This is a genomic window from Nocardia sp. NPDC060259 (genome assembly GCF_042728775.1).
Lineage (GTDB): Bacteria > Actinomycetota > Actinomycetes > Mycobacteriales > Mycobacteriaceae > Nocardia.
Map to the genome: position 1 here is coordinate 17,255 of NZ_JBHXAY010000059.1, position 25,992 is coordinate 43,246.

Annotated in this window: 28 protein-coding genes; 11 read left to right on the forward strand and 17 right to left on the reverse strand. The window is 68.3% G+C overall.

Going from position 1 to position 25,992, the window contains the following annotated elements:
• Window positions 1–223: 223 nt before the first annotated feature.
• On the forward strand, window positions 224–1,195 hold the full coding sequence (locus ACFWF2_RS21065; RefSeq protein ID WP_379309126.1) for a CSLREA domain-containing protein: 972 nt from the start codon (window positions 224–226) through the stop codon (window positions 1,193–1,195).
• Here the strand turns inward: ACFWF2_RS21065 and ACFWF2_RS21070 are convergent.
• From ACFWF2_RS21070 to ACFWF2_RS21090, 5 genes are all read right to left on the reverse strand, one after another.
• Complete coding sequence (locus tag ACFWF2_RS21070; RefSeq protein WP_379309127.1) at window positions 1,192–1,863, reverse strand: TetR/AcrR family transcriptional regulator; 672 nt, start codon at window positions 1,861–1,863, stop codon at window positions 1,192–1,194. The genes ACFWF2_RS21065 and ACFWF2_RS21070 overlap by 4 nt on opposite strands.
• A gap of 114 nt (window positions 1,864–1,977) precedes the next feature.
• The gene (locus ACFWF2_RS21075) at window positions 1,978–3,240 is read right to left on the reverse strand and encodes a diacylglycerol/lipid kinase family protein (RefSeq protein WP_379309128.1); all 1,263 of its coding nucleotides are present in this window, start codon (window positions 3,238–3,240) and stop codon (window positions 1,978–1,980) included.
• Between the two features lie 108 nt (window positions 3,241–3,348).
• Window positions 3,349–3,669: an acetyltransferase gene (locus ACFWF2_RS21080; protein WP_379309129.1), complete on the reverse strand. Its 321-nt coding sequence runs from the start codon at window positions 3,667–3,669 to the stop codon at window positions 3,349–3,351.
• Between the two features lie 107 nt (window positions 3,670–3,776).
• Complete coding sequence (locus tag ACFWF2_RS21085; protein WP_379309130.1) at window positions 3,777–5,630, reverse strand: glycoside hydrolase family 15 protein; 1,854 nt, start codon at window positions 5,628–5,630, stop codon at window positions 3,777–3,779.
• A gap of 104 nt (window positions 5,631–5,734) precedes the next feature.
• Window positions 5,735–6,268, reverse strand: coding sequence for a hypothetical protein (locus ACFWF2_RS21090; protein WP_379309131.1), 534 nt, complete (start codon window positions 6,266–6,268; stop codon window positions 5,735–5,737).
• 558 nt (window positions 6,269–6,826) lie between these two features.
• On the opposite strand from ACFWF2_RS21090, the gene ACFWF2_RS21095 reads away from it, so the two are divergent.
• Both ACFWF2_RS21095 and ACFWF2_RS21100 read left to right on the forward strand, forming a co-directional pair.
• Window positions 6,827–7,396, forward strand: coding sequence for a hypothetical protein (locus ACFWF2_RS21095; RefSeq protein WP_379309132.1), 570 nt, complete (start codon window positions 6,827–6,829; stop codon window positions 7,394–7,396).
• Window positions 7,397–7,465: 69 nt separating this feature from the next.
• Window positions 7,466–7,837, forward strand: a complete 372-nt coding sequence (locus ACFWF2_RS21100) for a YybH family protein (protein ID WP_379309133.1) — start codon at window positions 7,466–7,468, stop codon at window positions 7,835–7,837.
• Between the two features lie 22 nt (window positions 7,838–7,859).
• Here the strand turns inward: ACFWF2_RS21100 and ACFWF2_RS21105 are convergent, their stop codons facing one another.
• Window positions 7,860–8,201: a hypothetical protein gene (locus ACFWF2_RS21105; RefSeq protein ID WP_189028041.1), complete on the reverse strand. Its 342-nt coding sequence runs from the start codon at window positions 8,199–8,201 to the stop codon at window positions 7,860–7,862.
• 272 nt (window positions 8,202–8,473) lie between these two features.
• Between ACFWF2_RS21105 and ACFWF2_RS21110 the strand changes: the two genes are divergently transcribed.
• Window positions 8,474–9,175: a hypothetical protein gene (locus ACFWF2_RS21110; protein WP_379309135.1), complete on the forward strand. Its 702-nt coding sequence runs from the start codon at window positions 8,474–8,476 to the stop codon at window positions 9,173–9,175.
• Here ACFWF2_RS21110 and ACFWF2_RS21115 read toward each other — a convergent pair.
• The 7 genes from ACFWF2_RS21115 to ACFWF2_RS21145 form a co-directional block, all read right to left on the reverse strand.
• The gene (locus tag ACFWF2_RS21115; RefSeq protein WP_379309136.1) at window positions 9,165–9,503 is read right to left on the reverse strand and encodes a 4Fe-4S dicluster domain-containing protein; all 339 of its coding nucleotides are present in this window, start codon (window positions 9,501–9,503) and stop codon (window positions 9,165–9,167) included. The genes ACFWF2_RS21110 and ACFWF2_RS21115 overlap by 11 nt on opposite strands.
• Complete coding sequence (locus ACFWF2_RS21120) at window positions 9,500–11,089, reverse strand: FAD-binding protein (protein ID WP_379309137.1); 1,590 nt, start codon at window positions 11,087–11,089, stop codon at window positions 9,500–9,502. Before ACFWF2_RS21120 ends, ACFWF2_RS21115 begins: the two co-directional genes overlap by 4 nt.
• 62 nt (window positions 11,090–11,151) lie before the next feature.
• A complete protein-coding gene (locus ACFWF2_RS21125; protein WP_379309138.1) occupies window positions 11,152–12,087 on the reverse strand; it encodes a TauD/TfdA dioxygenase family protein in 936 nt (311 codons plus the stop codon).
• A 105-nt stretch (window positions 12,088–12,192) separates the two neighbouring features.
• Window positions 12,193–13,533 carry an LLM class flavin-dependent oxidoreductase gene (locus tag ACFWF2_RS21130; RefSeq protein WP_379309139.1) on the reverse strand — a complete coding sequence of 447 codons (1,341 nt, stop codon included), beginning with the start codon at window positions 13,531–13,533 and terminating at the stop codon, window positions 12,193–12,195.
• 13 nt (window positions 13,534–13,546) lie between these two features.
• Window positions 13,547–14,443 carry an ABC transporter permease gene (locus tag ACFWF2_RS21135; protein ID WP_379309140.1) on the reverse strand — a complete coding sequence of 299 codons (897 nt, stop codon included), beginning with the start codon at window positions 14,441–14,443 and terminating at the stop codon, window positions 13,547–13,549.
• A complete protein-coding gene (locus ACFWF2_RS21140; protein ID WP_379309141.1) occupies window positions 14,436–15,296 on the reverse strand; it encodes an ABC transporter ATP-binding protein in 861 nt (286 codons plus the stop codon). Before ACFWF2_RS21140 ends, ACFWF2_RS21135 begins: the two co-directional genes overlap by 8 nt.
• Window positions 15,293–16,375: an ABC transporter substrate-binding protein gene (locus ACFWF2_RS21145; RefSeq protein WP_379309142.1), complete on the reverse strand. Its 1,083-nt coding sequence runs from the start codon at window positions 16,373–16,375 to the stop codon at window positions 15,293–15,295. Before ACFWF2_RS21145 ends, ACFWF2_RS21140 begins: the two co-directional genes overlap by 4 nt.
• Here ACFWF2_RS21145 and ACFWF2_RS21150 point away from each other — a divergent pair.
• Window positions 16,362–16,637, forward strand: a complete 276-nt coding sequence (locus tag ACFWF2_RS21150) for a hypothetical protein (RefSeq protein WP_379309143.1) — start codon at window positions 16,362–16,364, stop codon at window positions 16,635–16,637. The two genes, ACFWF2_RS21145 and ACFWF2_RS21150, sit on opposite strands and share 14 nt — an antisense overlap.
• A gap of 48 nt (window positions 16,638–16,685) precedes the next feature.
• Here the strand turns inward: ACFWF2_RS21150 and ACFWF2_RS21155 are convergent, their stop codons facing one another.
• Window positions 16,686–17,426 carry an IclR family transcriptional regulator gene (locus ACFWF2_RS21155; RefSeq protein WP_379309144.1) on the reverse strand — a complete coding sequence of 247 codons (741 nt, stop codon included), beginning with the start codon at window positions 17,424–17,426 and terminating at the stop codon, window positions 16,686–16,688.
• A gap of 211 nt (window positions 17,427–17,637) precedes the next feature.
• On the opposite strand from ACFWF2_RS21155, the gene dhaK reads away from it, so the two are divergent.
• From dhaK to ptsP, 3 genes are read left to right on the forward strand one after another with little or no spacing between them, the layout of a single operon-like run.
• Entirely contained in the window at window positions 17,638–18,639 is a 1,002-nt protein-coding gene (gene dhaK, locus ACFWF2_RS21160) for a dihydroxyacetone kinase subunit DhaK (protein WP_379309145.1), read from the forward strand.
• Window positions 18,639–19,259: a dihydroxyacetone kinase subunit DhaL gene (gene dhaL, locus ACFWF2_RS21165; RefSeq protein ID WP_379309146.1), complete on the forward strand. Its 621-nt coding sequence runs from the start codon at window positions 18,639–18,641 to the stop codon at window positions 19,257–19,259. The genes dhaK and dhaL overlap by 1 nt, the downstream gene beginning before the upstream one ends.
• Window positions 19,256–21,802 (forward strand): phosphoenolpyruvate--protein phosphotransferase, encoded by a 2,547-nt coding sequence (gene ptsP, locus ACFWF2_RS21170; protein ID WP_379309147.1) that lies wholly within the window; start codon window positions 19,256–19,258, stop codon window positions 21,800–21,802. The genes dhaL and ptsP overlap by 4 nt, the downstream gene beginning before the upstream one ends.
• A gap of 116 nt (window positions 21,803–21,918) precedes the next feature.
• Here ptsP and ACFWF2_RS21175 read toward each other — a convergent pair whose 3' ends face one another.
• The gene (locus ACFWF2_RS21175) at window positions 21,919–22,092 is read right to left on the reverse strand and encodes a hypothetical protein (RefSeq protein ID WP_379309154.1); all 174 of its coding nucleotides are present in this window, start codon (window positions 22,090–22,092) and stop codon (window positions 21,919–21,921) included.
• Between the two features lie 181 nt (window positions 22,093–22,273).
• Here ACFWF2_RS21175 and ACFWF2_RS21180 point away from each other — a divergent pair, with 181 nt between their 5' ends.
• A complete protein-coding gene (locus ACFWF2_RS21180) occupies window positions 22,274–22,666 on the forward strand; it encodes a hypothetical protein (RefSeq protein WP_379309148.1) in 393 nt (130 codons plus the stop codon).
• A gap of 184 nt (window positions 22,667–22,850) precedes the next feature.
• A complete protein-coding gene (locus tag ACFWF2_RS21185) occupies window positions 22,851–23,180 on the forward strand; it encodes a hypothetical protein (protein WP_379309150.1) in 330 nt (109 codons plus the stop codon).
• A gap of 129 nt (window positions 23,181–23,309) precedes the next feature.
• On the opposite strand, the gene ACFWF2_RS21190 is transcribed toward ACFWF2_RS21185, so the two are convergent.
• The gene (locus tag ACFWF2_RS21190) at window positions 23,310–24,203 is read right to left on the reverse strand and encodes an ADP-ribosylglycohydrolase family protein (RefSeq protein ID WP_379309151.1); all 894 of its coding nucleotides are present in this window, start codon (window positions 24,201–24,203) and stop codon (window positions 23,310–23,312) included.
• Between the two features lie 918 nt (window positions 24,204–25,121).
• Here ACFWF2_RS21190 and ACFWF2_RS21195 point away from each other — a divergent pair.
• Window positions 25,122–25,403: a hypothetical protein gene (locus ACFWF2_RS21195; protein WP_379309152.1), complete on the forward strand. Its 282-nt coding sequence runs from the start codon at window positions 25,122–25,124 to the stop codon at window positions 25,401–25,403.
• Window positions 25,404–25,644: 241 nt separating this feature from the next.
• On the opposite strand, the gene ACFWF2_RS21200 is transcribed toward ACFWF2_RS21195, so the two are convergent.
• The coding region (locus ACFWF2_RS21200) for a hypothetical protein (RefSeq protein ID WP_379309153.1) at window positions 25,645–25,992 on the reverse strand (348 nt) is incomplete at its 5' end.

Sequence of the window (25,992 nt, forward strand, 5' to 3'; positions counted from 1 at the left end):
CGCCCGAGGAGCACCGCTCTGCGACATAGTGGTAGACGCTCGCGTACCCCACTCATACGCGGGCGTACCTCACTCGATGTTCGTGAATTGGATCAGTAACCTTATGAGGACGAGCACATCCCCCGCGGCGGCCCGCGCCGTCGCCATCACAGCCCTGATCGTTGGTTCCGCAGGCGGATTTCCCGGGGCGGCCTACGCCGACAACACACCCGGTTCTCCCACGGTGATCACGGTCGACACCACAGCAGACGGCGTCGCGGCCGATCCACAAAGCGGGTTATGCCGTACTGCCTCCGGCACCTGCACACTGCGAGCGGCGGTTCAGACGGCCAATGCCCGGCCGGGGAGCACAGTCGTGGTGCCCGAGGGGCGCTACATCTTGACGATCCCGCCCGACCCACAGAAAGTGCAGGGCCGCAACCCGGATCCGACCACGGGAGACCTGAACCTCACCGCGCCGACGACGCTGCGTGGCGCGGGCCGCGACCGGACAGTGTTGGATGCCAATGGGATCGACAGGGTGCTCAGTATCTCCGCGCCCGTGACGTTGACGGGATCGACCGTGACCGGCGGAGTCACCGCGCAGCATGAGATCCCGTACTACGACACCGGCGGCGGCGGAATTTCCAATTCGTCGAATCTCGTACTCGACGATGTCGTGGTCCGGGGTAACAGCGCCGGGTACGGCGGCGGGATCTTCAACGTGCCGGGGTCGGACCTGCAGACGAGAAACACGACTATCACCGGCAACACATCCGGCGAGGCGGGCGGCGTGCGATGCGATAACACCTGCACCTTCACCGACTCGACGATCTCCGACAACCGCGTGGTCAATCCCGAAGTGTGGTACCGCCCGGGTGGATTCGCCGGACGCGGCGGCGGCGTAGACGTCCGGGGCCGGGGCGTGGTGACTTTCGATCGTGCGACCGTCACCGGAAACAGCGCCTCGGACGCGGGTGGTGGCATCAACGTGGCGCCCGCCTACCTCGACACCCTTCCACAGCAGGTGACGGACGTGGTGAATTTTCCAGTGGGCACCGTGATATTGCGGAACTCCACCATCCGGGGAAACACCTCCGACACCGTTCGGGCCAACTGCGCGAAGGTGTTCGCGAGGATTGTTTCCGAAGGCGGCAACACCAGCGACGACGATTCCTGCGACCTCACCGGGCCGGGCGACAAAGTCGTGCCCTAGCCGGCAGGGATTTCCAGCCCGAGCAGCGTGCGGTGGATGTACAACACCATGTCCTCGAGCTCGAGCAAGTCACCTCCGGCGCGCAGGGTCCTGCGGACGGCCTCGTTGGTCGCATCGGTCACCGCCAGATACGCGTCGTCCGGCACCGATGGATCAACGGGGCCTGCCGCTGCACGCCATGATCGGATGAACCCGGCAAACCAGTGCTGGCATCGCTCGAACGACTCGATCGCGCGCGGCCCGGCCGGGGCGGTCTCCAGATAGAACGAGCGGGCGAACGACGGTTCGTCACGCAACAGGGTGAGGTATTCGCGAATTCCCAGCCGCAGTGCCTCGAACGGCTCCACCGGTCCGGCGAATACCTCCCTCATCACGTGCTCGAGATGCTCGATCATCAGATCCCGGCCCGTCTCGGCCGCGGCGAGGAAGCACGCTTCCTTGTCCGGGAAGTGCTGGTAGAACGTCCGGCGCGAAACCTTCGCCGCCGCAGCGATATCCGCGATCGTCACAGTGAGATAGCCGCGATCCGCGACGACGACCGTCACCCCGTACAAAAGCCGCTGCCGCTGCGACCCGGTAACCAGCTCACGAGCAAGGCCATGCGGCCCGTGCGGCAACTCCGCCAGGGTCGGCTCCAGCAACTTCTTACGTCTCACCCGCACCTTCATATCAGGCGCGCGCCTGGCGTGAAGAGCCGGTTCGGCAGACCAAAGGAGACTCCGGTCCGCACGGATCGGGGTCTCTGCCGCCTCAGCGCCAACGATCACCGTGGCCGGAATCGCTCACCGCGTTCGGCGAAGTTCTCCGGTATCGCCGTGAATGGCCAAGTCCCGCAGCCGGAGCCAATCGATCGTGGGCGCGGCGGGAGGGGTTCCCGGCCGGTTTCGCGGAACCAGCACGCGCAGCGCGCCCGATTCGATGACGCAGCGCACGGGCGTGTCGAACTGAAGGGATTCGCCGTCGACGCCGACCGGGATCCGCGGTGCGTCGGTGTCGACGGTGACTTCGATCGTGGTCCGCTGTGTCAGGCCGTGGCTGCGGGTGCGACGGATCAGGCCGACCGCGTCGCGGGTGTTCGCGACCGAGAGGGTGACCGCGCCGAGCGCGCCGCGATCGAGGCGATCCCGTCGGCTCAGCCCGGCGAGATCGCTGGTGCCGTAGGGGTTGTTGCTGACCAGGATCGCCTGCGGCCCCGTGATCGTCGTGCCGTCGACGCGCACGACGAGCCGGTTGCCCGCGTGCCCGGCGAGGAGATCGGGGAGTAGGCGCAAGACTGTCGCGGTCTTGTCGTCGCGGTAGGCGGGACTGCGCACGATCTCGGCGTAGACGCCGAACGACGCGTTGTTGACGAAGGGCAGGCCGTTGATGCGGCCGAGGTCGACGCGCAACTCCACCCCGTCGCGGAGGGCGTCGAGCCCGGCGGCCGGATCGGCGCGGTCGAGGCCGAGGTCCATCGCGAAGTGATTCCGGGTCCCAGCACTGATCACCAGGAACGGCAGTCCGTGCTCGGCGGCGATGCCTGCCACCAGCGCCTGGGTGCCGTCACCGCCCGCCACCCCGAGCAGATCCGCGCCTCGGTCGACGGCTTGCCTGGCCAGCGCCTCGACATCGACGGAGCCCTCCAGCAGGGCGACTTCGGCCCCGAGTTCCTCGGCTTTGCGGCGCAGATCGAACTTCTCGACCTTCCCACCGCCGGAACGCGGATTCATGATCAGGAACGGATGCCGGGCCTGCGGGGCGGGATGCTCGACTGCGGCGGTGCGCGGACTCCCGGTGCGCAGCGCGACGCGCGCGCAGGCGACCGCCAGCAGGGCCGATCCGGCGGCGAGCAGCGCCACCCACAGCAGGTGGGCGCGCACGAAGGCCACGATGACGAAGATCGGCGACAGCACCGCGATCGCCAGCGACACCCAACGCACAGGCCCGTACATGGTCAGAAACCAGTACAGCGCGGCGACCGTGACCACGACGCCGCCGGTACCCACGATCAGCAACCCGAGCGTCCCGACCACCCCCGCGAACAGCACCGGGATCACGGCTGTCATGGCGGCGAAGAGGAAGGCCGCCCTGGCCGCCCAGCATCGGATCCGAGCCGCGGAGTCATCGTTCACCGTGTGGACCGCCGATCGTCGTCGCACATCGCCGGAATGGACTCAGTGTTGGGGCTGCCAGGCCATGACGGCCCAGATGACGGCCACGCTGAGCCCGATGATCACGAGGGACCAGGCCGGGTAGTAGGGCAGGGACAAGAAATTCGCGACGATCACCAACGCGGCGACTCCCAGCGCGCTGTATCGGCCCCAGGTCGTCCCCATTACCAGGCCGACGCCGACGACCAGCGCCAGTACGCCGAGCACGACATGGACCCAGCCCCAGGTCGTGGTGTCGAATTTGTACACATATTCGGTTCCGGCGATATATATTTCGTCGCTCTGCAGGGCGGAAATACCCTGCAGGACCGAGACTGCCGCCAAGATGAGAAGCATGCACCCGGCCACGACGGATATTCCCTCCGCGACGGCCTGCCGTTGAAAAGGCTCTACCTCGGGCGGGGGGCGGTGCGCCGGTGGTGTATCGCTCGTCATTTTCGACTCCTCGTGGTTGTAGACGGCGGCTCGGCCTCGGCGCGATCGAGTTCCTCGTCGAGCGCGAGGGCGGCGGCGATCAGAGCCAGATGGGTGAATGCCTGCGGGAAATTGCCCAGCTGCTCGCCGGACGGACCGATCTCCTCGGCGAACAGACCGACGTGATTGGCATAGGTGAGCATCTTGTCGAAGGCGTAGCGGGCCTGTTGCAGCCGCCCGGTCCGCGCGAGCGCTTCCACGTACAGAAAGCTGCACAGGTTGAAGGTGCCCTCGGTCCCGCGCAGACCGTCCGGCGATGCCTCGGGGTCATAGCGGTAGACCAGGCTGTCGCTGACCAGTTCCCGGTCCATCGCGTCGAGGGTGCTCAGCCACATCGGGTCGGTCGGTGACAGGAAGCCCATGCGGGGCATGAGCAGCAGCGACGCGTCGAGGACCTCGGTGGCGTAGTGCTGCACGAACGCCTGGCGCTGCTCGCTCCAGCCCCGCTCGACGATCTCGCGGAAGACCGCGTCGCGTTCGGCCGTCCAGCGGGCCAGGTCGGCGGGTCTGGCCTGCTCGGTCGCCATCCGGATGCCGCGGTCGAAGGCCACCCAGGTCATCAGCCTGCTGTAGGTGAATTCCTGTTTGCCACCGCGTGTTTCCCAGATTCCCTCGTCCGGCCGGTCCCAGTTGTCGGCGAGCCAGTCGAGGAGACCGGTGAAGGTCCGCCACCCGGAGATGGCGGCCAGATCGGTGGCCTGGGCCAGGGCATCGGCCGCCTCGCCGTAGATGTCGAGCTGAATCTGGTCTGCCGCGCCGTTTCCGACCCGTACCGGCGCCGAACCCTGGTAGCCCTCCAGATGAGTCAGGATCACTTCGTCCAGCCGGGGGTCGCCGTCGACGCGGTACATGATCTGCAGCGGTTCACCCGAGACGGTCCCGCCCGCCTCGACCCGGTCGCGCAGCCAGTGGCGAAACGCGTAGGCCTCCGCGGTGAACCCGAGGTCCATCAAGGCCCGGACCGAGAGGGAGGCATCCCGGATCCAGGTGTAGCGGTAGTCCCAGTTGCGTTCGCCGCCGATCTGCTCGGGCAGTCCCATGGTGGCCGCCGCGATGGGCGCACCGGTCGGCGCGTAGGTGAGCAGTTTGAGAGTGATCGCGGAACGGTTGACCTCGTCGCGCCAGCGGCCGCGGTAGGTGGACGAGCGCAACCAGGTCTGCCAGAAGTGACGGCACCGGTCCAACTCCTCGGCGATCTCATCCCACGACGGAGGCGCCGCGGCGGGCCCACCCGCGGCGGTGGTCGTCAGCACGACGGCGGCTCGCTCACCCGCGGCCAGCGTGAATCGCGCGGTGACATCCGTGCCGTCGGGGTGCAGCGTGATCGGGTCGGTGGTCTGCAGGTGGAGGTCGGCGGTGGCGGACCGGAACACGGCGGTGCGGTCGTCGGCTCGGTCGAGGGTGTGGGTGGCGCGTCCGTAGTCGAACCGGGGGCGGCACCCGAGGGTGAAGGTCAGGCTTCCGCGCACCACCCGCACGACTCGCACCAGCCGGTGCCGGTCGGTGGGCGCGGTGTTCTCGATCGGTTCCATGAAGTCGGCGACCTCGCCGACGCCGTCGGGCCCGGAGAACCGGGTGACCAGGACGGCCGTGTCCGGGAGGTAGAGCTGCCGGACGGCGCCCGCGGCGGCGGTGTCGACGGCGATCGAGCAGTACCCGCCCTTGTCGCTGTCGAGCAGCGAGGCGAACACGCTGGGGGAATCGAATCGGGGAGCACACCACCAGTCGATCGTTCCGGCGGCCGAGACCAGCGCCGCGGTCTGGAGATCACCGACGATGCCGTGCTCGTCGATCGGTGGGTACGCGTTCACGAGCGCTCCTCCCTCGGGACCGTCCGCCCGGTGGCCGGCCGACTTCAGCCAACCAGCGGACCGCGTCGGCGGCCTCACCCGGAACGGGTGAATCTCGTGGCCGGTCAGTGGGTCAAGATCACCTTGATCGCCACGACGGTGGTGGCCGCGCAGCTCAGGAGTACCGCTCCGACCAGTGTCGAACGGTCGGGACCTCGCCCCTGGAGCCGATGGATGACGAAGGCGATGCCGCCGATCCGGACCAGCATCACCACCTCCGCGAGTATTTGCGCGGTGCGCGGTTCGAGCCACCCGAAGGCCGCGGCCGCCAGGATCGCGCAGGGCACCACCGCCGAGCTGAGGATGGGCAGCGAGTCGCGCAGATTCGCCCAGCGCTGCGGTGTGGAGCGCGGTGGGTAGTGCCGCACCGATCGACCGACGCTCTCGGCGAAGGAGTGCGCGATGAACGTGGACAAGGCGGTGCCGATGACGACGAGGATGCCGACATTCTCGGCGGACGGCGAGACCGGGATCAGTGCGGCGAGGATCAGGACGTTGCCGTAGATGTAGGCGCTGATGCGACTGGCCGCGTTGCCCTGATCGAGCGGGGCGCGGGCGAACAAGGGTCGGTGCAGGAGCTCGTATCTGTTGCCTGCCATCGGTCCTCACCGTGTTCGTCGGGCGTCACCGGTCTCACTTCGGAAAGGTTTGCTCCCTCGGTACTATATATTTCGACGGCGAAATTCTGTGGACCGTCCGTGCCGGTCGGAAATGCGCCTCGACCGGCAATTGATCGTCCGACGTGCCGACCGCGAGCGGAACTCGGGCACCGGGTCGATTCCGCGTCGGCACCCGCCTCACCTGCTGAAACGGCGATCACGTTGTCGGCGAGACGAATACACGAGCGCGCTCGCTGGTAATGCTCCAACGTCGGCGATATCGCGTCGTGATCAGCGCCAGCTAGTTGCTATGGTGGGCAGGCGAATCGTTCGTCCGAATGTTAGGAAGCTTGATGGGAAGCACTGCTCTCGACGTCATTGCCCTGCTGGTCAACCGTGCCGCCGGTTTCTGGAACTGGATGGCGACCGGCTCTGCGGGATTCCCGCCGCTGTGACGGTGTGACCTGTGCGCGCGAAACCCCCGAAAGCCCCTCGGCTTTCGGGGGTTTCGTCATTTGACCGGCGGGCGGATCGGCCGGGGCTCCGTAGGGTGGGGCCATGACCACCGTGGAGACCGAGGCCCTGCCACCGACCCGGCGCTGGGTGCTGGCGATGCGCACGTCGGTGACGCTGGCGACCGGGGCGATCCTCGCCCTGCTGCTGAACGACGCCACCGAGTTCGACCTGCTTGTCGTGGTCGTCGCCGTCCTCGCGCTGCTGGTCGCCGGGGTGCTGTGGATGGTCTTCGCGCCGATCGGGTGTGCGCGATACCGCCGCTACGGCACCGTGGCGATCGCGCCGCTGGTGGTCCTGATCGGGATCGGCATCGCGGCGGCGGGCATCCCGGATCGGGTGGCGTGGTGGCTGTCAGAATCGGCGATGAGCGAGGCGGCGCACGGGTCGTGCGACGACGCCGACGGCGGCTGGGTGGGGGTCGTCCGGGTGTCCTCGATCGCGAGCCGGGACGGCGGCTGCCTGTTCGGGATCGGTGACTCGCTCGGCGGCCTGGCGCACTTTCCCGCCGGTGCCCGCCCGCCGGTGCACGTCCCGTCGGTGTACCGGCCGGTCTACACGCCGTTCGACGGGAACTGGTACCGGTTCTCCGTGGACACGCACGACGGGCACTGAGACGGACGTCCGGTTCTGTCGGACCCCGGCGTTACCGTTGGCGCACAGCCCATGTCGAGGAGGGTGACGATGACCGACAGTGTCGACGGCGTGCGGGAACGAGCGCAGCGTCCGGAGGATCTGAGCCGGCTGGTGGTCGAACGGCTCAATGCCGGCGACGTGGACGGCCTGGTCGAATTGTACGAATCCGATGCGGTGCTCGCCCTGCCGCACGGGGTCGTGGCGACGGGGATCGAGGAGATCCGGGCGGCCTACGCGCGCCTGGTTGCCGACCGTCCGGTGTTCCAGCCGGGGCCCCAGGCGCCCGCTCTGCAAGCCGGCGATCTCGCACTCACCTCGTCGCGGCTGCCCGGCGGCACCGGCGCCACCGTCGAGGTGGCGCGCAGGCAGCCCGACGGTAGCTGGCGCTGGATCCTGGACCAGCCGAACGTGCTGGGCTGATCAGGCCCGCGAATCCGTTGCGTCAGTTCTGGTTCAGGCCCGTCGACAACACGACGACGACCTTGTCCTGGGTCACTTCCCTGACCCGGACATCCATGCCGTTGGATGCCTGCGACTGCCCGACCGGCACCGTGACCTGCTGACCGCCGACGCTCAAGGTGACCACGTCACCGTCGACGGCGACCAGTTCGGCATCGATGCCGAGGACCGAGGCCTTCGCGTTCACCCCGCGATCGAAGGTGACGGTGCAGCCGCTGACGGTGCACTCGGAGGTGGTGCCGTGGCCCGTCATGGTGCAGGCGGACGCGGCGAAGGGAAGCAGGAGGGCAAACGCGGACAGCGCGATCAGCCGACGAACAGGCATGACGGTCAGTGTAGTGCGAGTCGGCCGGTCGCCGTGAAAAGCGTGGACTAGGGATCGAAGGTACAACGGATCGGTCTCGCCGTGTTGCGGGTGCCCCGTGCCGGTAATAGCGTCGCTGAGAGGTAACTGGCATCGCAGCATGGGTGCCGATCGTGTCCGGTGCGTGTCGGGGTGACTGGTCGAAGCTGTCGATGGCGGACAGATCTGCCGGTCCGGGTGGTCGCTGGAAGCGGCGGCGGAGATCGGGAGGTGGGACCATGATCGCGGGCGAGATGACTGTTGCCAGCCGCTGGTGGTGGCGACCGGGGTGGACTCCGGGACGTTCGTTCTATGACTGGCAGGTCACCCCGACCCAGCCGGTCGCCGACAAGCTGGTGGAGATCTTCGCACCCACCATCGCCCGGCTGCCCGGTCTCGAGCAGGTCGACGCGGCCCGCCTGCGCATCGGCGTGCAGGGGATCGGCTTCGTCGACGGGGTGAAGGGGGTGCACCTGGCGGCGCTGGTCGCCGGCGCCAGGGCGCGGCTGGCCGACCACGCGCCGTTCCAGATCGCGTTCGGCCCGCCGGTGGTCGCCGCCGACTCGGTCCGCCTGCCGATCGCCCTGCCCGCGGAGCTGCTGAGTGTGCGCACGGACCTGACCGGCGCGCTGACCGACGTGTGGATCCGGGAGCGGATCCCCGAGTTCGGTGAGCCGCTGCGCCCGTATCTGGCGCTGGCCCACGCCACCCGCCCCATGCCGGTCGAGCCGCTGCGCGCGGCGTTCGCGGAGGACGGCTTCGCCGACTTCACCCTCGACGACACGGTCTCGGCGATCAAGCTGGTCGAATTGCAGTGCGAGAGCGGGCGATACGACTTCGCCGAGGTGAGTACCGCCGACCTGCTCCGGGTGCCGGAGCCGGTCGTCGAACCCACCGTCTACGACGATCCGCTCTTCGGCGCGCTTCGGTTGCCGGAGGACGTCCTCAGGGGTTGAGCCGGGGCGGCGGTGCGCCGTGCGGTAAGCGCGGACCCACCGCGAGACGGGCGCCCGCGGTCCGGCCGTTGCCCCAGCCGAGCTTCTCGCGGTATCGGCCGATCTGCTCGGTCGGCAGCGTGGCCGTCGGTGCGAGCGGTGCGGCATCGGGAGCGACGTAGAGCGCGTCCGCCGGGCAGTAGGCCTCGCACATGAAGCAGGTCTGGCAATCGGATTGCCGCGCGATAACCGGTATTCCGGTGTCGGTGCGATCGAAGACGTTGGTGGGGCAGGCCAGCACGCACTTGTCGCAGCCGATGCAGTCCTGTGCCCGCAGCAGTTCGATCACGACGCCACCGCCAGGCCGGAGTTGTGGGTCTGCGCCGTGCCGGTCCACGGTGCGTCGAGTCCGCCGGAGACCACATGGTGATGCTGTGCCGGGTCGGTGCCGGGATGGTCGGCGCGTTTGCTCATGCCGCGAGTCTCGCTGCGCGACAACGTCGATCGATACATCAGCCTGCCCACCGCGGTGATCGCCGCGGCCTGCCTGGCCCGCACCCGCTCGTCGCCGGTCGCCCCACCCAATTCCGCGGCTGCCGCGGTCCACAGCTCGTCAAGTCGGGCGAGCGCGGGCCGCAGCCGATCGCCGTGGCGCAGATAGTTCTTCTCGAACGGGATCAGCTCGTGCTGCGCGGCCTTCACCACCTCGACGGCGGTCAGTGATCCGGAACCGCTGGGCCGCAACCCGACTCGGCCCGCGCCCTCGACCTCGCCGCCAGGCGACGCCGAGCGTGCATGGCGCGCGGCGCCCGCCCCGGCCCAGCTGCCCGACGACATCGCCCACGCCGCATTGTGACTCCCGCCGCCGGTGAAGCCGCCACAGATGCGCTCCCTGGTCGCCGCGTCGCCTGCCGCGAACAAGCCTGGAACCGTGGTGGCGCAGTCGTCGTCGACCACATCGAGGCCGCCGGTGCCGCGTACGGTGCCCTCGGCGAGCAGGTCGATCTCGAAACGCTGGGTGAACGGGTCGATGCCGCGCCGGTCGAACTGGAGGAAGAAGTTCGGCTGACCGAGGCGCATCTGCGCCTGCACGGTCGCGTCGGCGCGATCGAGCTGAGCGAACACCTTCTCCTGCACCAGGGTTCGCGCGATCACCGACCGGCCCCTGGTGGAGCCCGCGTCTTCCAGTACCCGTCCGTCCTCGCCGAAGAAGGTGGCGTAGCCGTAGTACGCGGTCTTGGTGATCGTGGAGCCCTTCGGCACGATCGCGTAGGCGTTGGAGAATTCCATCCCCGAGAACCTGGCGCCGACCTCCGCGGCCATCAGCGCGCCGTCGCCGGTGTCGACATTGGTGCCCAGCGCCCCGGACAGGAACGCGCACCCACCGGAGGCCAGCACCACCGCGCCCGCGGTGATCCGGTAGTCGCGGTCGAGCTGACGCTGGTGACCCGCGGCGCCGCGCACCGCGCCCGAGTCGTCGACGAGCAGTTCCAGTGCGGGGGAGTGATCGTGGATGTGGACGCCGATCCGTTGGAGCCAGGCGCGCATCCGGCGCATGTACTCCGGCCCTTGCACACCGGTGCGCCATTGCTCGCCGGTCGCCGGGTCGACCGGGAACGGGTAGCGGCCTTCGACGGCGAGCCGGTTCATGTTCGTGTAGGTCTGGTCGAGGACGCGGTCCATCCAGTAGTGGTCGGCGAGGTGGCCGCCCAGCGCTTCGCGGGCCGCCTTGGCCGACGCGCGCGCCTCGGCTTCCGGCGCGACGTACCAGACGCCGGTGCCCGACGGCGCCGTGGCGCCACTGGTTCCGCAGTACCCCTTGTCGACCAGGATCACGTCGGCGCCGGACTCCCGGGCGTGGATCGCCGCCCAGGAGGCGGCCGGACCGCCGCCGATCACCAGGACATCCGTACTCGCGTGCCAGGTTTCGCTCATCGAATCGTTCTCCTGTCGAAAAACCGGTGCCCGGCCCGGAAGACCGGGCACCGGAGGGGTTGTCAGGCGCCGGTGAATTTCGCGCCGGCCACCGAGCTGGACGCCACACCGTCGACGCCGACCGGGATATCGCCCTCGAGGGTGGTGCGGTAGAGCACCCGGGTGACGTCGAGATGATCGAGGTCGCTCGGGGCCAGGTGGGCGGTGGCCCGGTTGTCCCAGAACGCGATGCTGCCCTTGTCCCACCGGAACCGGACGGTGTAGGCGGGGTGGGAGATCTCGTCGAAGAGCAGCTGCAGCAGGGCATCGCTCTGTGGTGGGGTCAGGCCGATGATCCGGGTGGTGAAGCCGGGATTGACGAACAGCACCCGCTCACCGGTCACCGGATGCACCCGCACCACCGGGTGCTCGGTCACCAGCGGCGAGGCCGCGATCTTGCGGGCGTAGTCGCTGTCGGCGTCCCACGGCGGGATCCGGCCACCGAAGCGGTGTTCGGCGCGCAGGCCGTCGAGGAAGGTGCGCAGCGATTCCGGCAGACCGGCGTAGGCGGCGGCCAGATTGGTCCACTGGGTGTCGCCGCCACGCTCCGGGGCGATCTCCGCGCGCAGGATGGAGGCGGCGGGCGGGTTGATCAGCGGGGAGACATCGGTATGCCACTGGTTGGTGTAGCTGAACTTCTTGCGGCCGAACCGCTTCTCGTAGAGGCGGCTGTCGACGGCGAGGATCTCCGGGTGCTCGGTGGGCGCGTCGTCGTCGTAGGGGTGTGACGGGGTGACGGCGCCGAAGCGGCGGGAGAACGCGATCTGCTCGGCGTGGCCGATCTGCTGATCACGGAAGAACAGCACCTTGTGCCGGTGCAGTGCCGCGGTGAGCTCGTCGACGTTGGCGTCGGTCAGTTCCTGGCGCAGGTCGATGCCGGTGACTTCGGCGCCGAGGTGCCCGGCGACCGGGGCGATCTCCAGCGTGGTGGCGGTGCGGGGGCTTTCGATGGTGGTCATGTCGTTGGTCCTTCGGTGGAGCAGGCTGGGACGGGGGTGGTCATCGGCCCGGACAGGCGCTGCTCACCACCCGCATGAGCTCGATGTCGAGTCGCCGGGTGTGCATCAGGCGCTCACCCGTGAATCACGCTGGGCGAACTGGCTTTCGACGGGGTCGAGCCCGTAATGACCACGCAGCGTGGTGGATTCGTAGTCGGCGCGGAACAGGCCGCGTTCCTGCAGGATCGGCACCACCCGGTCGACGAAGTCCTCGAGGCCGCCGGGCAGGTACGGCGGCATGATGTTGAAGCCGTCGGCCGCGCCCGCGTCGAACCAGGTGTGCAGCTCGTCGGCCACCTGCTCGGGGGTACCGGCGAACGTACGGTGTCCACGGCCGCCGCCCAGCTTGCCGATGAGCTGGCGCACCGTGAGATCCTCGGTTTCGGCCAGCTCCTTGACCAGCGTGAAGCGGCTCTTGCCACCCTCTATCTCGCTCTCGGCGGGCAACGGGGGCAGCGGTGCGTCCAGTGCGTGCGCGGTGAGGTCGACGCCGAGCATGGACGAGAGCTGGCGCAGCGCGTAGTCGGGCGAGATCAGGTCGGTGAACTCCTGCTCTAGCGCCCTGGCCTCCTCGACGGTGTCGGCGATGAACGGAACGAGGCCGGGCAGCACCTTGAGTTCGTGCTCGGCGCGACCGTACTTCGCCAGCCGTGCCTTGAGATCGCGGTAGAACCGGACGCCCTCTTCCACGGTGCGTTGCGCGGTGAACACCGCCTCGGCACGGTGCGCGGCGAACTCCTTGCCCGACTCCGATGACCCGGCCTGCACCAGCAGCGGCCTGCCCTGCGGGCCGCGCGGCGAATTGAGCGGGCCGCGCACCCGGAATCGCTCCCCGGCGTAGTCGAGGGTGTGTACTCGGGTGGGGTCGGCGAAGACGCCCGCCTCGGTGTCGAGCACGATCGCCTCGGATTCCCAGCTGTCCCAGAGCCCGACAGCCACGTCGACGAACTCCTCGGCCCGCTCGTAGCGTCGGGCGTGCTCGGGAATCGCGTCGAGGCCGAAGTTGTAGGCCTCGTCGACACTGCCGGAGGTGACGATGTTCCACCCCGCCCTGCCCGCGCTGATGTGGTCGAGCGAGGCGAACTTGCGGGCCAGGTTGAACGGCTCGTTGTAGCTGGTCGAGGCGGTGGCGATCAGGCCGATCCGCTCGGTGGCGGTGGCGATCGCCGACAGCAGCGTCACCGGCTCGAACACCGCGAGGGTGTTGCGTTCGATGCGCGGGCCGACGGCGAGGGTGTCGGCGAAGAACACCGAGTCGAGCTTGCCCCGCTCGGCGATGCGGGCCAGGTTCTGGAAATGCCGGACGTCGAGCACGCGGTGCGCGTCGGTGCGCGGGTGGCGCCAGGCGGCCTCGTGGTGGCCGACGCCCATCAGGAAGGCGTTGAGATGGAAGGTCTTGCGGGACATGGGGAACTCCTGGTCAGGCGTCGGCCGGTGAGGTGCGCCAGCGCGACAGGCGGCGTTCCAGTGCGACGAGGGCGAAGTTGAAACCGAGGCCGATCAGCGAGATGGCCACGATGCCCGCGTACATCTGCGGGATCTGGAAGTTCTGCTGGGCCGCGGTGATGAGGTAGCCGAGGCCGGCGCGGGCGCCGACCATCTCCGCGGCGATGAGCACGAGGATCGAGCCCGCCGCCGCCATCCTGATTCCGGTGAAGATGGACGGGACTGCCGCGGGCAGGATCACCTTCTGGAACAGCCTGATCGGCGAGAAGCCGAGCGACACCGCCGATTTCACCAGCAGCGGATCGACGGTGCGGACGCCGGTGATGGTGTTGAGCAGGATCGGGAAGAAGGTGGCGTAGCCGATCAGCGCGATCTTCGACGTCTCGCCGATCCCGAGAATCAGGACGAACACCGGCAGCAGCGCCAACGCGGCGGTGTTGCGGAACAGCTCGAGGACCGGATTCAGGAAATCCGACACCGGCTTGTACCAGGCGATGGCGATCCCCACCGGCACCGCGATCACCAGGGCGATGGAGAAGCCGGTGACCGAGCGGGTGAGGCTGGCCGAAACATGCTCGCCCAGTTGCCCGTTGGCGGTGAGTTCGGCGAAGGCCTGCACGACCACCGAGAACGGTGGCAGGAACACCTCGTCGACCACGCCGAGGCGCGGCGCGAGTTCCCACGCGCCGAGCAGCAGCACGAAGGCGAGCAGCGGCTTGGTGATGCGCACCAGAGTGGTGGCGCTGGTGCGGGCGGCGCGGACGAGTCCGGCCGGGAGGACCGGCCTGGGGATCGCGACGGTGCCGCGCGGCGTGGCCGGTTCGGCGGTGACCTCGCTCGGGCGGACGAGCAGGGGGACGGCGCTAGACATGGGCGGGACTCCTGTCGGTGGACGCGTCCGCGGCAGCGGCGCTGTCGTCGGTCGCGAGTTCGAGCCGCTGGGCCCGGCTCACCTCGCTCTGCAGTTCGGTCCAGATGCGGTGGCGGTAGTCGCGGAACTGTTCGCTGGAGCGGACATCGTTGTCGCCGGTGCGGTCGATGTCGATGTCGATCACGGCCTTGACCCGGCCCGGCCGGGAGGTGAGCACCGCGACGCGCTGACCGAGATACACGGCCTCGTCGATGCCGTGGGTGATGAACAGGATGGTCTTGCCGGTCGTGCGCCAGATGCGCAGCAGTTCGTCCTGCAGCGACTCCCTGGTCTGGGCGTCGAGCGCGGCGAACGGTTCGTCCATCAGCAGGACCTCCGGGTCGAAGGCCAGGCTGCGGGCGATCGCGACGCGCTGCTTCATGCCGCCGGACAGCTCGTGCGGGTAGCGGTCGCCGAACCCGGCCAGGCCGACCAGTTCCAGGTAGTGGTCGGCGATCTGCCTGCGCTCCTTGCGGGCGACACCCTTGGCTTCGAGCCCGAACTGGATATTGGCGCGGGCGGTGCGCCACGGCAGCAGCGCGTACTGCTGGAACACCACACCGCGGTCGAGGCCGGGGCCGGTGATCGGTGCGCCGTCGAGCAGGATCTGCCCCGAGCTCGGTGTGCTCAGGCCGCCGAGCAGGTCGAGCAGGGTGGACTTGCCGGAACCGCTCGGCCCGACCAGGACGAGGAATTCGCCGGCCCCGACCTCGATCGTGATGTCGTCGATCGCGGTGAACTTCTCGGCCGCGCCACGGACGGCGAACTGCTTGCCTACGCCGTGCAGCGCGAGTTTCGCTGTAGTGCTGCTCATTTCGCGGCCACCACCTCTCCGGTCGGGCCGCTGGCCGGCTGGTAGGTGCCGTTGGCGTAGGGGTTGTCCTTGTTGGTGAACAGATCGGTGGCGGCGATCTTGCCCTTGGGCAGTTCCCCGTTGCGCTCGAGCCAGTCGATCCAGATCTGGATCTCCTTGTCCGCGATCACCGCACCCGGCACCGGAATGCCGGAGCTGCGCCAGTAGTCGAGCAGTTTCAGATTCTCGTTGCGGCCGCGCTTGGTGATGATGTCGGTGAACTTGGCGATCACCTCATCGCGCGGCGTGATCTGCAACCAGCGGGTCGCACGGGCCGTGCCCTGCACGAAATCCTTGACCGCTTCGGGGTTCTCCGCGATGAAATCCTTGCGGAAAACATAGGTGCCGTAATCGAATTCGCCGAAGATGGCGGTGTCGGTGAACAGCGGTCGCACCCCACCGCGCCCGACGGCGGTCTCGCGCCACACGCTGTTCAGCGCGCCGACGTCGATCTGACCGCTGCGCAACGCTTCCTCGGTATTGACCGGCGGCACCACGATCAGCTGGACCTGCTTGATCTCGGCCTCGGTCAGGCCCTGCCGGTGCAGCCATTCACGGGTGACGAACTCGTGGTGCGCGCCGAGGGTGTTGACGCCGACCTTCTTGCCGATCAGGTCGCGGGCGCTGGTGATCCCGGAGTCCTCGCGGACGAAGTAGCCGGTGTAGGACTTGGCGTCGGAACCATAGGAACTCAGTACCGACTGCACGGGGGCGCCACCGGCGGCGAGCTTGACCACCGCGCCGTTGAACGCGCTGCCGAATTCGATCTGCTTGGTGGCGGCGGCCTGGATATTGGCCGGTCCGCTGGTGGTATCACCCTCCCACTGCAAGCTGATCTTGCTGAAGTAGCCGAGGTTGTCGGCGAGTTCGTAGGCGGTGACCAAGCCGGTCTGGCCCTGATAGCGCAGCACGGTCTTGCCGTCGGCGGTCGTCGGCGCCTCGACGGAGCCGCACGCGGTGACCACCGCGAGGGCGGCGGGAGCGACGAGCGCGGCGGCGAGCGCACGCAGCGGACGTCGTCGGAAGATGGTGGACAACATGATGGGGAGTTCTTTCGACGGCACGCGTGACCGCGCGGCGGGCCACACGGGCGCACGCCGCGACGATCCGCGCGAACGGATTACCGGGAAACGAGAAGGCGAATCGGCGACGGAGAATGTCGCCGCGCTGTCAGCTACGACAGAATCCGGGAGACAGGCGCATCAGGTCCACCGTTCGGCGGCGGACGAGCGCGGGGGATTCGATCATGTCGAGACTTTCCTTACAGGTGCGGCGAAGGATGCGCCGCATCGAATTACATAGTGCGCCTGCCGATATCGACCGGGCAATGGTGTTTTCGCATCGTGGAAATCATGGTGAGTCGAATCCCGTACCAGCGGCGGCGGTGTGGAAATACGGACCGATACGCACGGCGATCTGGTGCATCGCGGGGACGACGGCCCGCACGAGATCGCGGTCGAGGCGCACCGCGCGCGCCTGCACACCCAGCGCGCCCCACACCTGCTTGTCGGGCCCGAGCACGGGGACGGCGATCGCGCGGATCGGTTCGTCGCTGTCGATCTCCTCCACCGCGAACCCGCGCCTGCGCACGGTGTCGAACAGTTCGCCGTTGCCGCGGTCGGCCCTGGCCGGTGTGTGCGCGAGCAGCGCGTGGCCGACGGCGCTGGCGGTGAGCGGTCTGCGTTCCTGCGGAATCTGGTTGTGGCAGAAGGACACCGGTGGCCTCGCCTGGAAGACGGTGAGGGCTTCCTCCGCATCGGGCACACTCAGGCTGACGGTGATCTTGATGCCGGCGGCGAGCGCGTACAGGTGCGGCGCGGCGGCATCGAGGCCGAGCCGCGACAGCGCTGGCCTGGCCAGGCAGGCCAGACCGTGCCCGATCCGGTAGCGGTCGGTGGCCGGGTCCTGCTCGAGCAGCCTGCCGCGCACCAGGGCCTGCGCGAGCCGGAAGGTGGTGCTCACCGGCAGTCCCGATCGCTGCGCCAGCTCGCTCAGCGACAGCTCCGGATCGCCCCCGTGGAAGCAGTTCAGCACATGCACCGCGCGGTCGACTGCTTGCGCGCCGGAACGCGGTGGTTCGGTCGTGGTCATGGCGACTCCCTCTCGACGGGTGCCGTGAACTATCGCCACTGTCGTGACCAGGCGCAATGCTTCCGCGCAGCGATAGCGGAATTCGACGGCACCGGCCTGCGGAAACGGGCGCGGGCGGCGCGCCGGTCGAGGGTGCCCTTTCGAGGAATCGCTCGCGGGGTCCGCGGACCCAGGCAGAATCGATCCCACGGGCCATCTGAGGAGAGCGCAGATGAAGAAGCTGATCAATGATCCGGCGACGGTGATCCACGACGCGCTGTCCGGTCTGGCCGCGGCGCATCCGGAGCTGCGAGTCGACCTGGACAACCGGCTGGTGTTGCGCGCCGAGCCGCCGACACCGGGCAAGGTGGCGCTGCTCTCGGGCGGCGGGTCCGGGCACGAGCCGCTGCACGGCGGGTTCGTCGGCTTCGGCATGCTCGACGCCGCCTGCGCCGGTGAGGTTTTCACCTCGCCGGTGCCGGATCAGATCGTGGCCGCGACCACCGCCGTCGACGCGGGCGCCGGGGTGCTGCACCTGGTCAAGAACTACACCGGTGATGTGATGAACTTCGAGATGGCCGCCGAACTGGCCGCCGCCGAGACCGGCGCCACGGTGCTGTCGGTGATCATCGACGACGACGTCGCCGTGCAGGACAGCCTGTACACCGCGGGCCGTCGTGGTGTCGGCGGGACCGTGGTGGTCGAGAAGATCGCAGGGGCAGCGGCCGAACAGGGCAGGCCGCTGGCGGCAGTGGCCGAGGTCGCGCGCACGGTGAACGAGCGCACCCGGAGCATGGGAATGGCACTGACCTCGTGCACGGTCCCCGCCGCGGGCAAGCCCACCTTCGCGCTCGGCGAGGACGAAATGGAGATCGGCGTCGGCATCCACGGCGAGCCGGGCCGCCGCCGCACGGCACTCGCGCCCGCGAAGGACGTGGCCGCGATGCTGGTCGAGCCGATCCTCGCCGATCTGCCATTCGCCAGGGGCGACCAGGTGATCTGCTTCGTCAACGGGCTGGGTGGCACCCCGCTGCTCGAGCTGTACATCGTGTTCGGCGAGGTCGCCCGGATCCTCGCCGGGCACGGCGTCGAGATCGCGCGCTCACTGGTCGGCCCCTACATCACCTCGCTGGAGATGGCCGGGTGTTCGGTGACGCTGACCAAGCTCGACGACGACCTGCTGTCGCTGTGGGACGCGCCGGTGCGCACCCCCGCCCTGCGCTGGGGAGTCTGATGACGACGATCGATGCGACGCGGTGGCTGCGTGCGTTCGCCGCGCTGATCGACGAACACGCCGACGAACTCACCGCGCTCGACGCCGCCATCGGTGACGCCGACCACGGCAGCAATATGCGGCGCGGCACCGCGGCCGTCGTCGCCGCACTCGATGACGATCCCCAGCCGACCGCGGGCGCGGTACTCAAACAGGTCGGCATGGTTCTGGTTCGTAGCGTCGGCGGCGCGAGCGGACCGCTCTACGGCACGTTCTTCCTGCGCGGTGCCACCGCGACCGGCGACGGCGAGCTCGACGGGCCGACCTTCGCCGCGGCTTTCCGGGCCGGTCTCGGCGGCGTTGTCGCCCGGGGCAAGGCCGAATTGGGCGACAAGACGATGGTCGACGCGCTCGTGCCCGCGGCCGACGCCCTCGACGAGCAGGTTGCCGCCGGAGCAGACCTGGCGGTGGCACTGGATGCCGCGCTGGCCGCGGCGACGACCGGCCGCGACGCGACGATCCCTCTTGTCGCCCGCAAAGGCCGTGCTTCCTATCTGGGGGAACGCAGTGTGGGACACCAGGATCCGGGCGCTACCAGCGCGACCTTGCTTGTCGCCGCGGCCAGGCAGGCGCTGCGGTGATCGGGATCGTCGCGGTCTCGCACAGTCACACGCTCGCACACGCGGCAGCCGCGCTGGCCGGGGAGATGCTGCACGAGCAGCCGGTGCGGATCGAGATCGCGGCCGGGCTGGACGAGCAGACCTTCGGGACCGACGCCGTCGCCGTGTCGGAGGCCATCGCCGCCGCCGACAGCGGCGACGGGGTGCTGGTGCTGATGGATCTGGGCAGTGCGGTGCTCTCGGCCGAACTCGCGCTGGAGCTGCTGGCGGGCGACCATCGGGTGCGGCTGTGCGCGGCGCCGTTCGTCGAAGGTCTGATCGCGGCCGCGGTGTCGGCGGCGGGCGGGGCCGATCTGGACGAGGTAGCGGCCGAGGCATCGAATGCATTGGTGGGCAAGCAGACTCACCTCGGTGCGGGTGCGGGTGCGGGTGCGGGTGCGGGTGCGGGTGCGGGTGCGGGTGCGGGTGCGGGTGCGGGTGCGGGTGCGGGTGCCGGGAGTGCCCCCGGGACTTCGGAGCGCGAAAAGGTACAGCGAGCCGCCGACCTCGCCCGCGAGATCGAGTGGAACGGCCGGGGGTTCGCCGTCGCCGAGTCCGGCCCGGTGTCACGGGCCGAATTCATCGTCGACAATCCGCACGGTCTGCATGCCAGGCCCGCGGCCCGGCTGGTCGGCGCGGTCCGCGGACTCGACAGTTCCGTGTTGCTGGGCAATCTCACCACCGGCGCCGGTCCCGCGCCCGCCTCGAGTCTGAGCCGGCTCGCCGCGCTGGGCGCACTCGCCGGCCACCGCCTCGAAGTCGCGGCGACCGGTGCCGACGCGGCGGAGGCCGTCGACCGGGTACTCGCCCTCGCCGCACGCCATTTCGACGAAGCACCCGGCCTCGTCGCCGAGGTCGCGCCCGTTGCGCGCGGGACCGGTCCGCTGCCCGCCTCACCCGGCATCGGAATCGGGCCGAGCTGGCAGCTCGCCGCCGCGCGGTTCGACACCACCGACTTCGACGATCCCGGACGAGCCGAGACTCCTGCAGGCGAGCGACGCAGGCTCGATGCCGCGATCAGCAGGGTGCGCGCCGAAATCGACCGGCTACGGGTCACCGCCGGGACGGAGGCGGGCATCTTCGCGGCGCATCAGGTGCTGCTGGACGACACGGAAGTGCTCGACGCCGTCCATTCCCGGATCGCGGCGGGAACGGGCGCTGCCCTCGCCTGGGCCGGCGTGCTCGATGCCGGTGCGGCGGAACTGGATCGGCTGCCCGACGAGTACCAGCGAGCGCGCGCCGGTGATCTGCGGGCCGTGCGCGACCAGGTGCTCGCCGAACTGACAGGGCGTGCGACGCGATTGGTCAGCCGCGCAGGCGTTCTCGTCGCCGCAGATCTCACACCGGCCCAGGCTGCCGCGCTGAATCCGGCACAGGTCACCGGTATCGTGCTGGCCAACGGCAGCCCGACCGCGCACAGCGCGATTCTGGTGCGCGCGCACGGGATTCCCGCAGTCGTCGGCGCAGGCACGCGCGTGCTGGAGACCGGGGCGGGGACCACTGTCGCGCTGGACGGACAAACCGGTGCGCTGGTCATCGATCCGGACCCTGAGGTCCTGGCCGAGTTCACCGAACGTGCTGTGGCGCAACAGCATCAGCGCGACGCCGCCCTCGTAGCCGCAGGCAAGCCCGCCGTCACCCGAGACGGCATTACCGTGCACGTGGCGGCGAATATCAGCGACCTCGCCGACGCGTCCGCGGCCGTGCGCAACGGCGCCGACCTCGCCGGGCTGGTCCGCACCGAATTGCTGTTCCTCGGCCGGGCGGACGCGCCATCGATCGACGAACAGGAACAGGCCTACCGCGCCCTGGCCGAGGCCCTCGACGGGCGCAAACTGATCCTGCGCACCCTCGACGTCGGCGGCGACAAACCGCTGCCCTACATCGAACAGGCACCCGAAGCGAATCCATTCCTCGGCGTGCGCGGTATCCGCCTCACCCTCGCGCGCCCCGAGCTGCTGCGCGATCAGCTGACCGCGATCGGCCGGGTCGCCGCCGACCACCCCGTCGGGGTGATGTTCCCGATGGTGACCCAGCTGGCGGAACTCCTGGAGGCCCGCCGCATTCTGAGTGAAGTTGTCCCGCAGAACATTCCGCTGGACATCGGCATCATGGTGGAGGTCCCCGCGACCGCGGCCAAAACCGCCGCCTTCGCCGACCACGTCGACTTCCTCAGCATCGGCACCAACGACCTCACCCAATACGCCATGGCCGCCGAACGCGGCAACGAATCCCTCGGCTCCCTCGCCGACCCCCTCGACCCCGGCGTCCTGCATCTGATCGACACCGTGAGCCGGGCAGCCACGGGCCGGGCACGAGTCGCGGTCTGCGGCGAAGCGGCCGCCGACCCAGCCGCGGCCCCGGTGCTGCTCGGTCTCGGCGTCCACGAGCTCAGCGTCGGCCCGCCCTCGATCCCACTGGTGAAAGCCGCCGTCCGGGAACTGGATTCGACATCGTGCCGCGCACTCGCCACCCGCGCGCTGACCTGCTCGTCAGCCGAGGAGGTCAGAGCACTGATTCCCTGAACGACTGCCGACCTGGATGCCGTCGTGAGGAAGCGGAACTCGCTGCGCCGGCGCCTCGACCGCGCACTCGGATCGACCACCGGCAGCAACCGCTGGTGACCGGCCGCTGCTCCAGGTCAGTCGTCGTCGGAATCTTGCGGCGGGTTCGGATGCGTACCGGGGCCGGACAGCCGGACCACACCCGCATCGAGGTCGATCGCCAGCGCGGGATGGTGGCCCTGGCCATCGCTGTCACCACTGCCTTCGTTCTGCAGCTTCTTACCCGGAAACAGTTCGCCCATGATGCCCACGCCTCCACGATAGTCAAGCTCACCGGTCGGGACCTGCACGCGAGCATTTCCACGACGCCAGCCTGCAACGGGCTCCACAGCGACAGAACTCGGCATGCCGGCCTTGACGACAATCGCTGGACGAACATCTGCCCCATCACGCATGCCGAACTCGTCGGCGGCTACTCGTAGCGTTCATGGAATGAACTGGAGACCGTGGCTGGAGCTGTGGAGCGATGAGTCCTCGCATTACTCCGCGCTCGAAGTCGCCCAGATCCTCGAAACTGCCCAGAACGACACAGCGTTCGAGATCGGTCGTGCCATCGACGAGTACCGAATGCGGGTGCAGCAGCCAGGCTATCGGCTCACCTACGGAAACCAGGCCTTCGACACCGCGGTGCGAAACGCGCTCGCTGAACACCACTCCGGCCCGACGGCACTGTGGCATGCGCTCGAGGCCGCGATGACGCACTGGCAGCCCCGCACTCCAGATCACATCGCCCCGGTAGCGCTGCTCGCCGACCCTGTTCTGGCGTACAGCCTCACCCTGGAACGCGGCCGCGCGTTGGTGAGTAAACCGCGCAGTGGCCGCTGACCACCCGGCGACAGCTCAGTCATCACCGCACACCCGCACCGGCCCCAGATCGCCTGCGACCACGCTGGATAGCACGCTCGTCGGCAGTATCGGATGTTCGCCGTGCGGCCAGGCCGACCAGTGATCATGGTCGGCTCAACGCGCGCCCAGCGGCATTGCCGGACATTGGCTGAGGTCTTGGGCTGTGGACTTCCCGCTGGAAGGTCGCCAACTCTACGCTGATCGGGTGGACGTTGATCCTGAGTGGCGTAACGAAGATGAGTACGTCGCGACGCTGGAGGCCGAGCGGCGGCGCTTCGCTTGGGTGCTGCAACGGTATGGCGGGAAGGCACGCGCCGAGGCCGACGCCGACGCAATGGCGTTCTACTACTACGAGGAACCGGACACGCCGTGCCGCGGTCTCGTCTTCCACGACGAAGCCTGGCACTGGGCGATGGTTGGATTGCATGGCTCCTACTGGCAGACCCACCCCGAGTTGGTAAGCCCAAGCGCTGAGTACGACGAGATCGAGTGAAAACCCGCGAATAGGTGTGGAACCACCGCATCCACTCAGCTAGTCCGGCTATCGGGCCGAGATTGCCCCGCTCGGTAATCGGCAGATGCGGACATTCGCGACCGCGCCCAGCGGCATTACAGCGCGCTTTCATGCGAGCGGTACAGCCGCGGTTGCCCATTCAGGTAGCAGCTCGCAGCTCGCGAACCATTCGGGCGGCACGCCCTCGAGGACGGGGCTGGCACCGAGAATGCCGCCGATGATTGCGCATGTGGTGTCACGATCACCGCCCACCGAGGCGGCTGTCCAGCACGAGTCGGCGAAATCATGGCCGTGGTGAGCCGCGACCCAGAGACAGAACGGGACGGTATCGAGCGCGGAGGTGTCGTGTCCGACTCCCAATTCCACAGCCGCAGTGACAGAATCGCGGACATCCCGGGCTTCTCTGATCTTGTCTCGGACCGGGCCAGCCGGCGTCCGGGCGGCCACTGTACCGAGAAACTGACTGCGGCGTAGCTGCGGTTGCGCCGAGAACAAGGCAGCAGCGACAGCCACCGCGACCGCACCGGCTACAGCATCGGGGTGGGCATGAGTGACTACCGCCGAAGCTGTCGCCTCATCGACGACCCGGTCAAGGTCGTCGGCGAACCACGCACCCAGCGGCGCCACTCGCATAGCGGCACCATTGCCCCACGAACCCTGCCCCTCGCGTGCCTGTTGAGCAAGTTCACGCCAGTGATAGCCCTCTTGCCGCATGAGCCGCAGGATCCGGCTTGTCCCGGGCCCGTATCGGCGATAGATGTCGTAATGCTCAGCGAAGGAACGAGCCAGCACCTCCTGATCGATTCGACCGTGGGCACTGAGCACAGCGAAAATCGAGCACGCCATCTGCGTATCGTCGGTCCACAACCACGGCCCAGGCAACAGGGTTCGCGACCGCAGCGCGCCATGATTGATAGCGTCGTCGAAACACGCCCCGAACGCGTCCCCTACCGCCAAACCGTGCAAAGAGGACAGTGCCCGCGCCCGTGCATCAAGGTTCATCCAGCCAGTCTGACAGCCATTGCGACCACCGGCCCAAATCCGACGTTGCCCGAACGCACGTAGACCACGGTCAGGATGCCTTGAGCCGCAACGGATCTAACCCGACACTGCGGACTATGGCCGACGCTGTCAGCGCGGTATGCGGCATTACAGTGCGCTGACAGCAGCATCACCGGTAGATCGAGAACGGCCACTCCGTGGATTCATTGTCGGCCGCTGTCGGCCGGTTCGAGCAAGGCGTGGAGTACAGCCCCCACCAGTCATAGCCTGTTCCGTAGGTCCATGCGCCGCCGTTCATGTCTGTTACTCCGTGCCAGCACCAGTGGGCGGCTGTGACTTCGATCTGGCCCCAGGGAAGTCGTTCGCCCGGCCAAGGTCCAGGTACGCCTAGCTGGGCCACCTCGAACCCGGTCTGCTGGCGAGGGTGCAATCCAAGCCGTCGTAACGCGCCACTATGGATCTCGACCACAGTCCCTATGGGTGGCAGCGGGCCGGGACATTCCGCTGGTGGATTCCACCAGCGGAACTCGTCTTCACACAGGGGCATCCAGTCGATGCCGCGCCGACGCAGTCAACCTGCCAGGAATCGACGAGCTGGCAACTTCGGCCGAGTTCCGTACCAGCCGACAGTGATCCAATCTCTGTCGTACGGGAATGCTGCTGGGCGTGACTGTCCGGCCGAAACGCGTGGCCAGTACATCGTGATCATGGACATGGGCCAATCATGACCGATGAGGTCGCCAAGGCGAATACACGCCATCGGCAGATGCGGACGTTCTGAGCCGCAGATCCTTTGAACCGCGGCGGCCGCAGCACGACCCTTGGTCATCACGCCCACAGCCGCTGCTAATCTCCTGTCAGCCCACGATCGGTGGGAGCGAGTGTTATGGGGGATGGCCGATGCGTGCTGTGGTCTGGGTGCTGTTCGGTGTGGTGATCGCGATCGGCAGCTTCACGAACAGCTACGACAAACTGACCGAGACCCGGGTGTCGTGCGGCTACCAGCAGATGAGCCGCGGCGATCGCTGCCAGGAGATCGATGGCTCCACGGTGCGTGAGCGCAGCTACGCCGAGCAGCGGTCGGCCAATCAGAACGAAGGTTTGATATCGCTGGTCGTCGGCTTCGTCGCGCTGGTGGGGAGCCTGATCTATTCGATCATCGCGATTGGACAGCGAGTCGAGGCCCGCCGCGGGACCTGACCCGATCTGTTCGGCTGATGGCTGCGCCGGAGCCAGGTTTCATCACACCGGGCGGTGCAGGCGAAGTCGCCACATACTCGGCACGCGCGCACACTGCTGGCTGTCGTACGGCCTCGCATCGTTGATCCTCCGAAATGCCGCGGTGCCCGGTTCGGTCAGCGCGGGTCGCGGCAATACAGGATCTTCTCGAGAGCGGTCTCGCTGATGCGCTTGCTCAACGGTCAGGTGTGTCTTGGGCGTTTCATTCGTGGGCGGCGATTGCGGTGCTGAGTCCCTGGACGGCTTTGTCGTACTGGTTGCGGTCGAACAGGAATGGACCGAATGCGGTGTAGTCACGAGTCGTGCGGTAGGGCTGTTCGAAGCAGTCCCACACGACAAGGTCGCCGGTCAGGCTTATGCGAGCCAGCAGCGGCCAGCAGCCCAATTCCCCGCAACTGCACGCAAGTACGGGAGTCTTCTGTCCCGTGGTGAGGGGAGAGGACCCGTGGAAGTGATCCATCGCCGACTCGAACCGGACGAATCGGGGTACGAGTCCGCCGTACGCGTCACCTGCAGGCTGCATGCCAGCACAGATTTCGAAGGTGTCGAT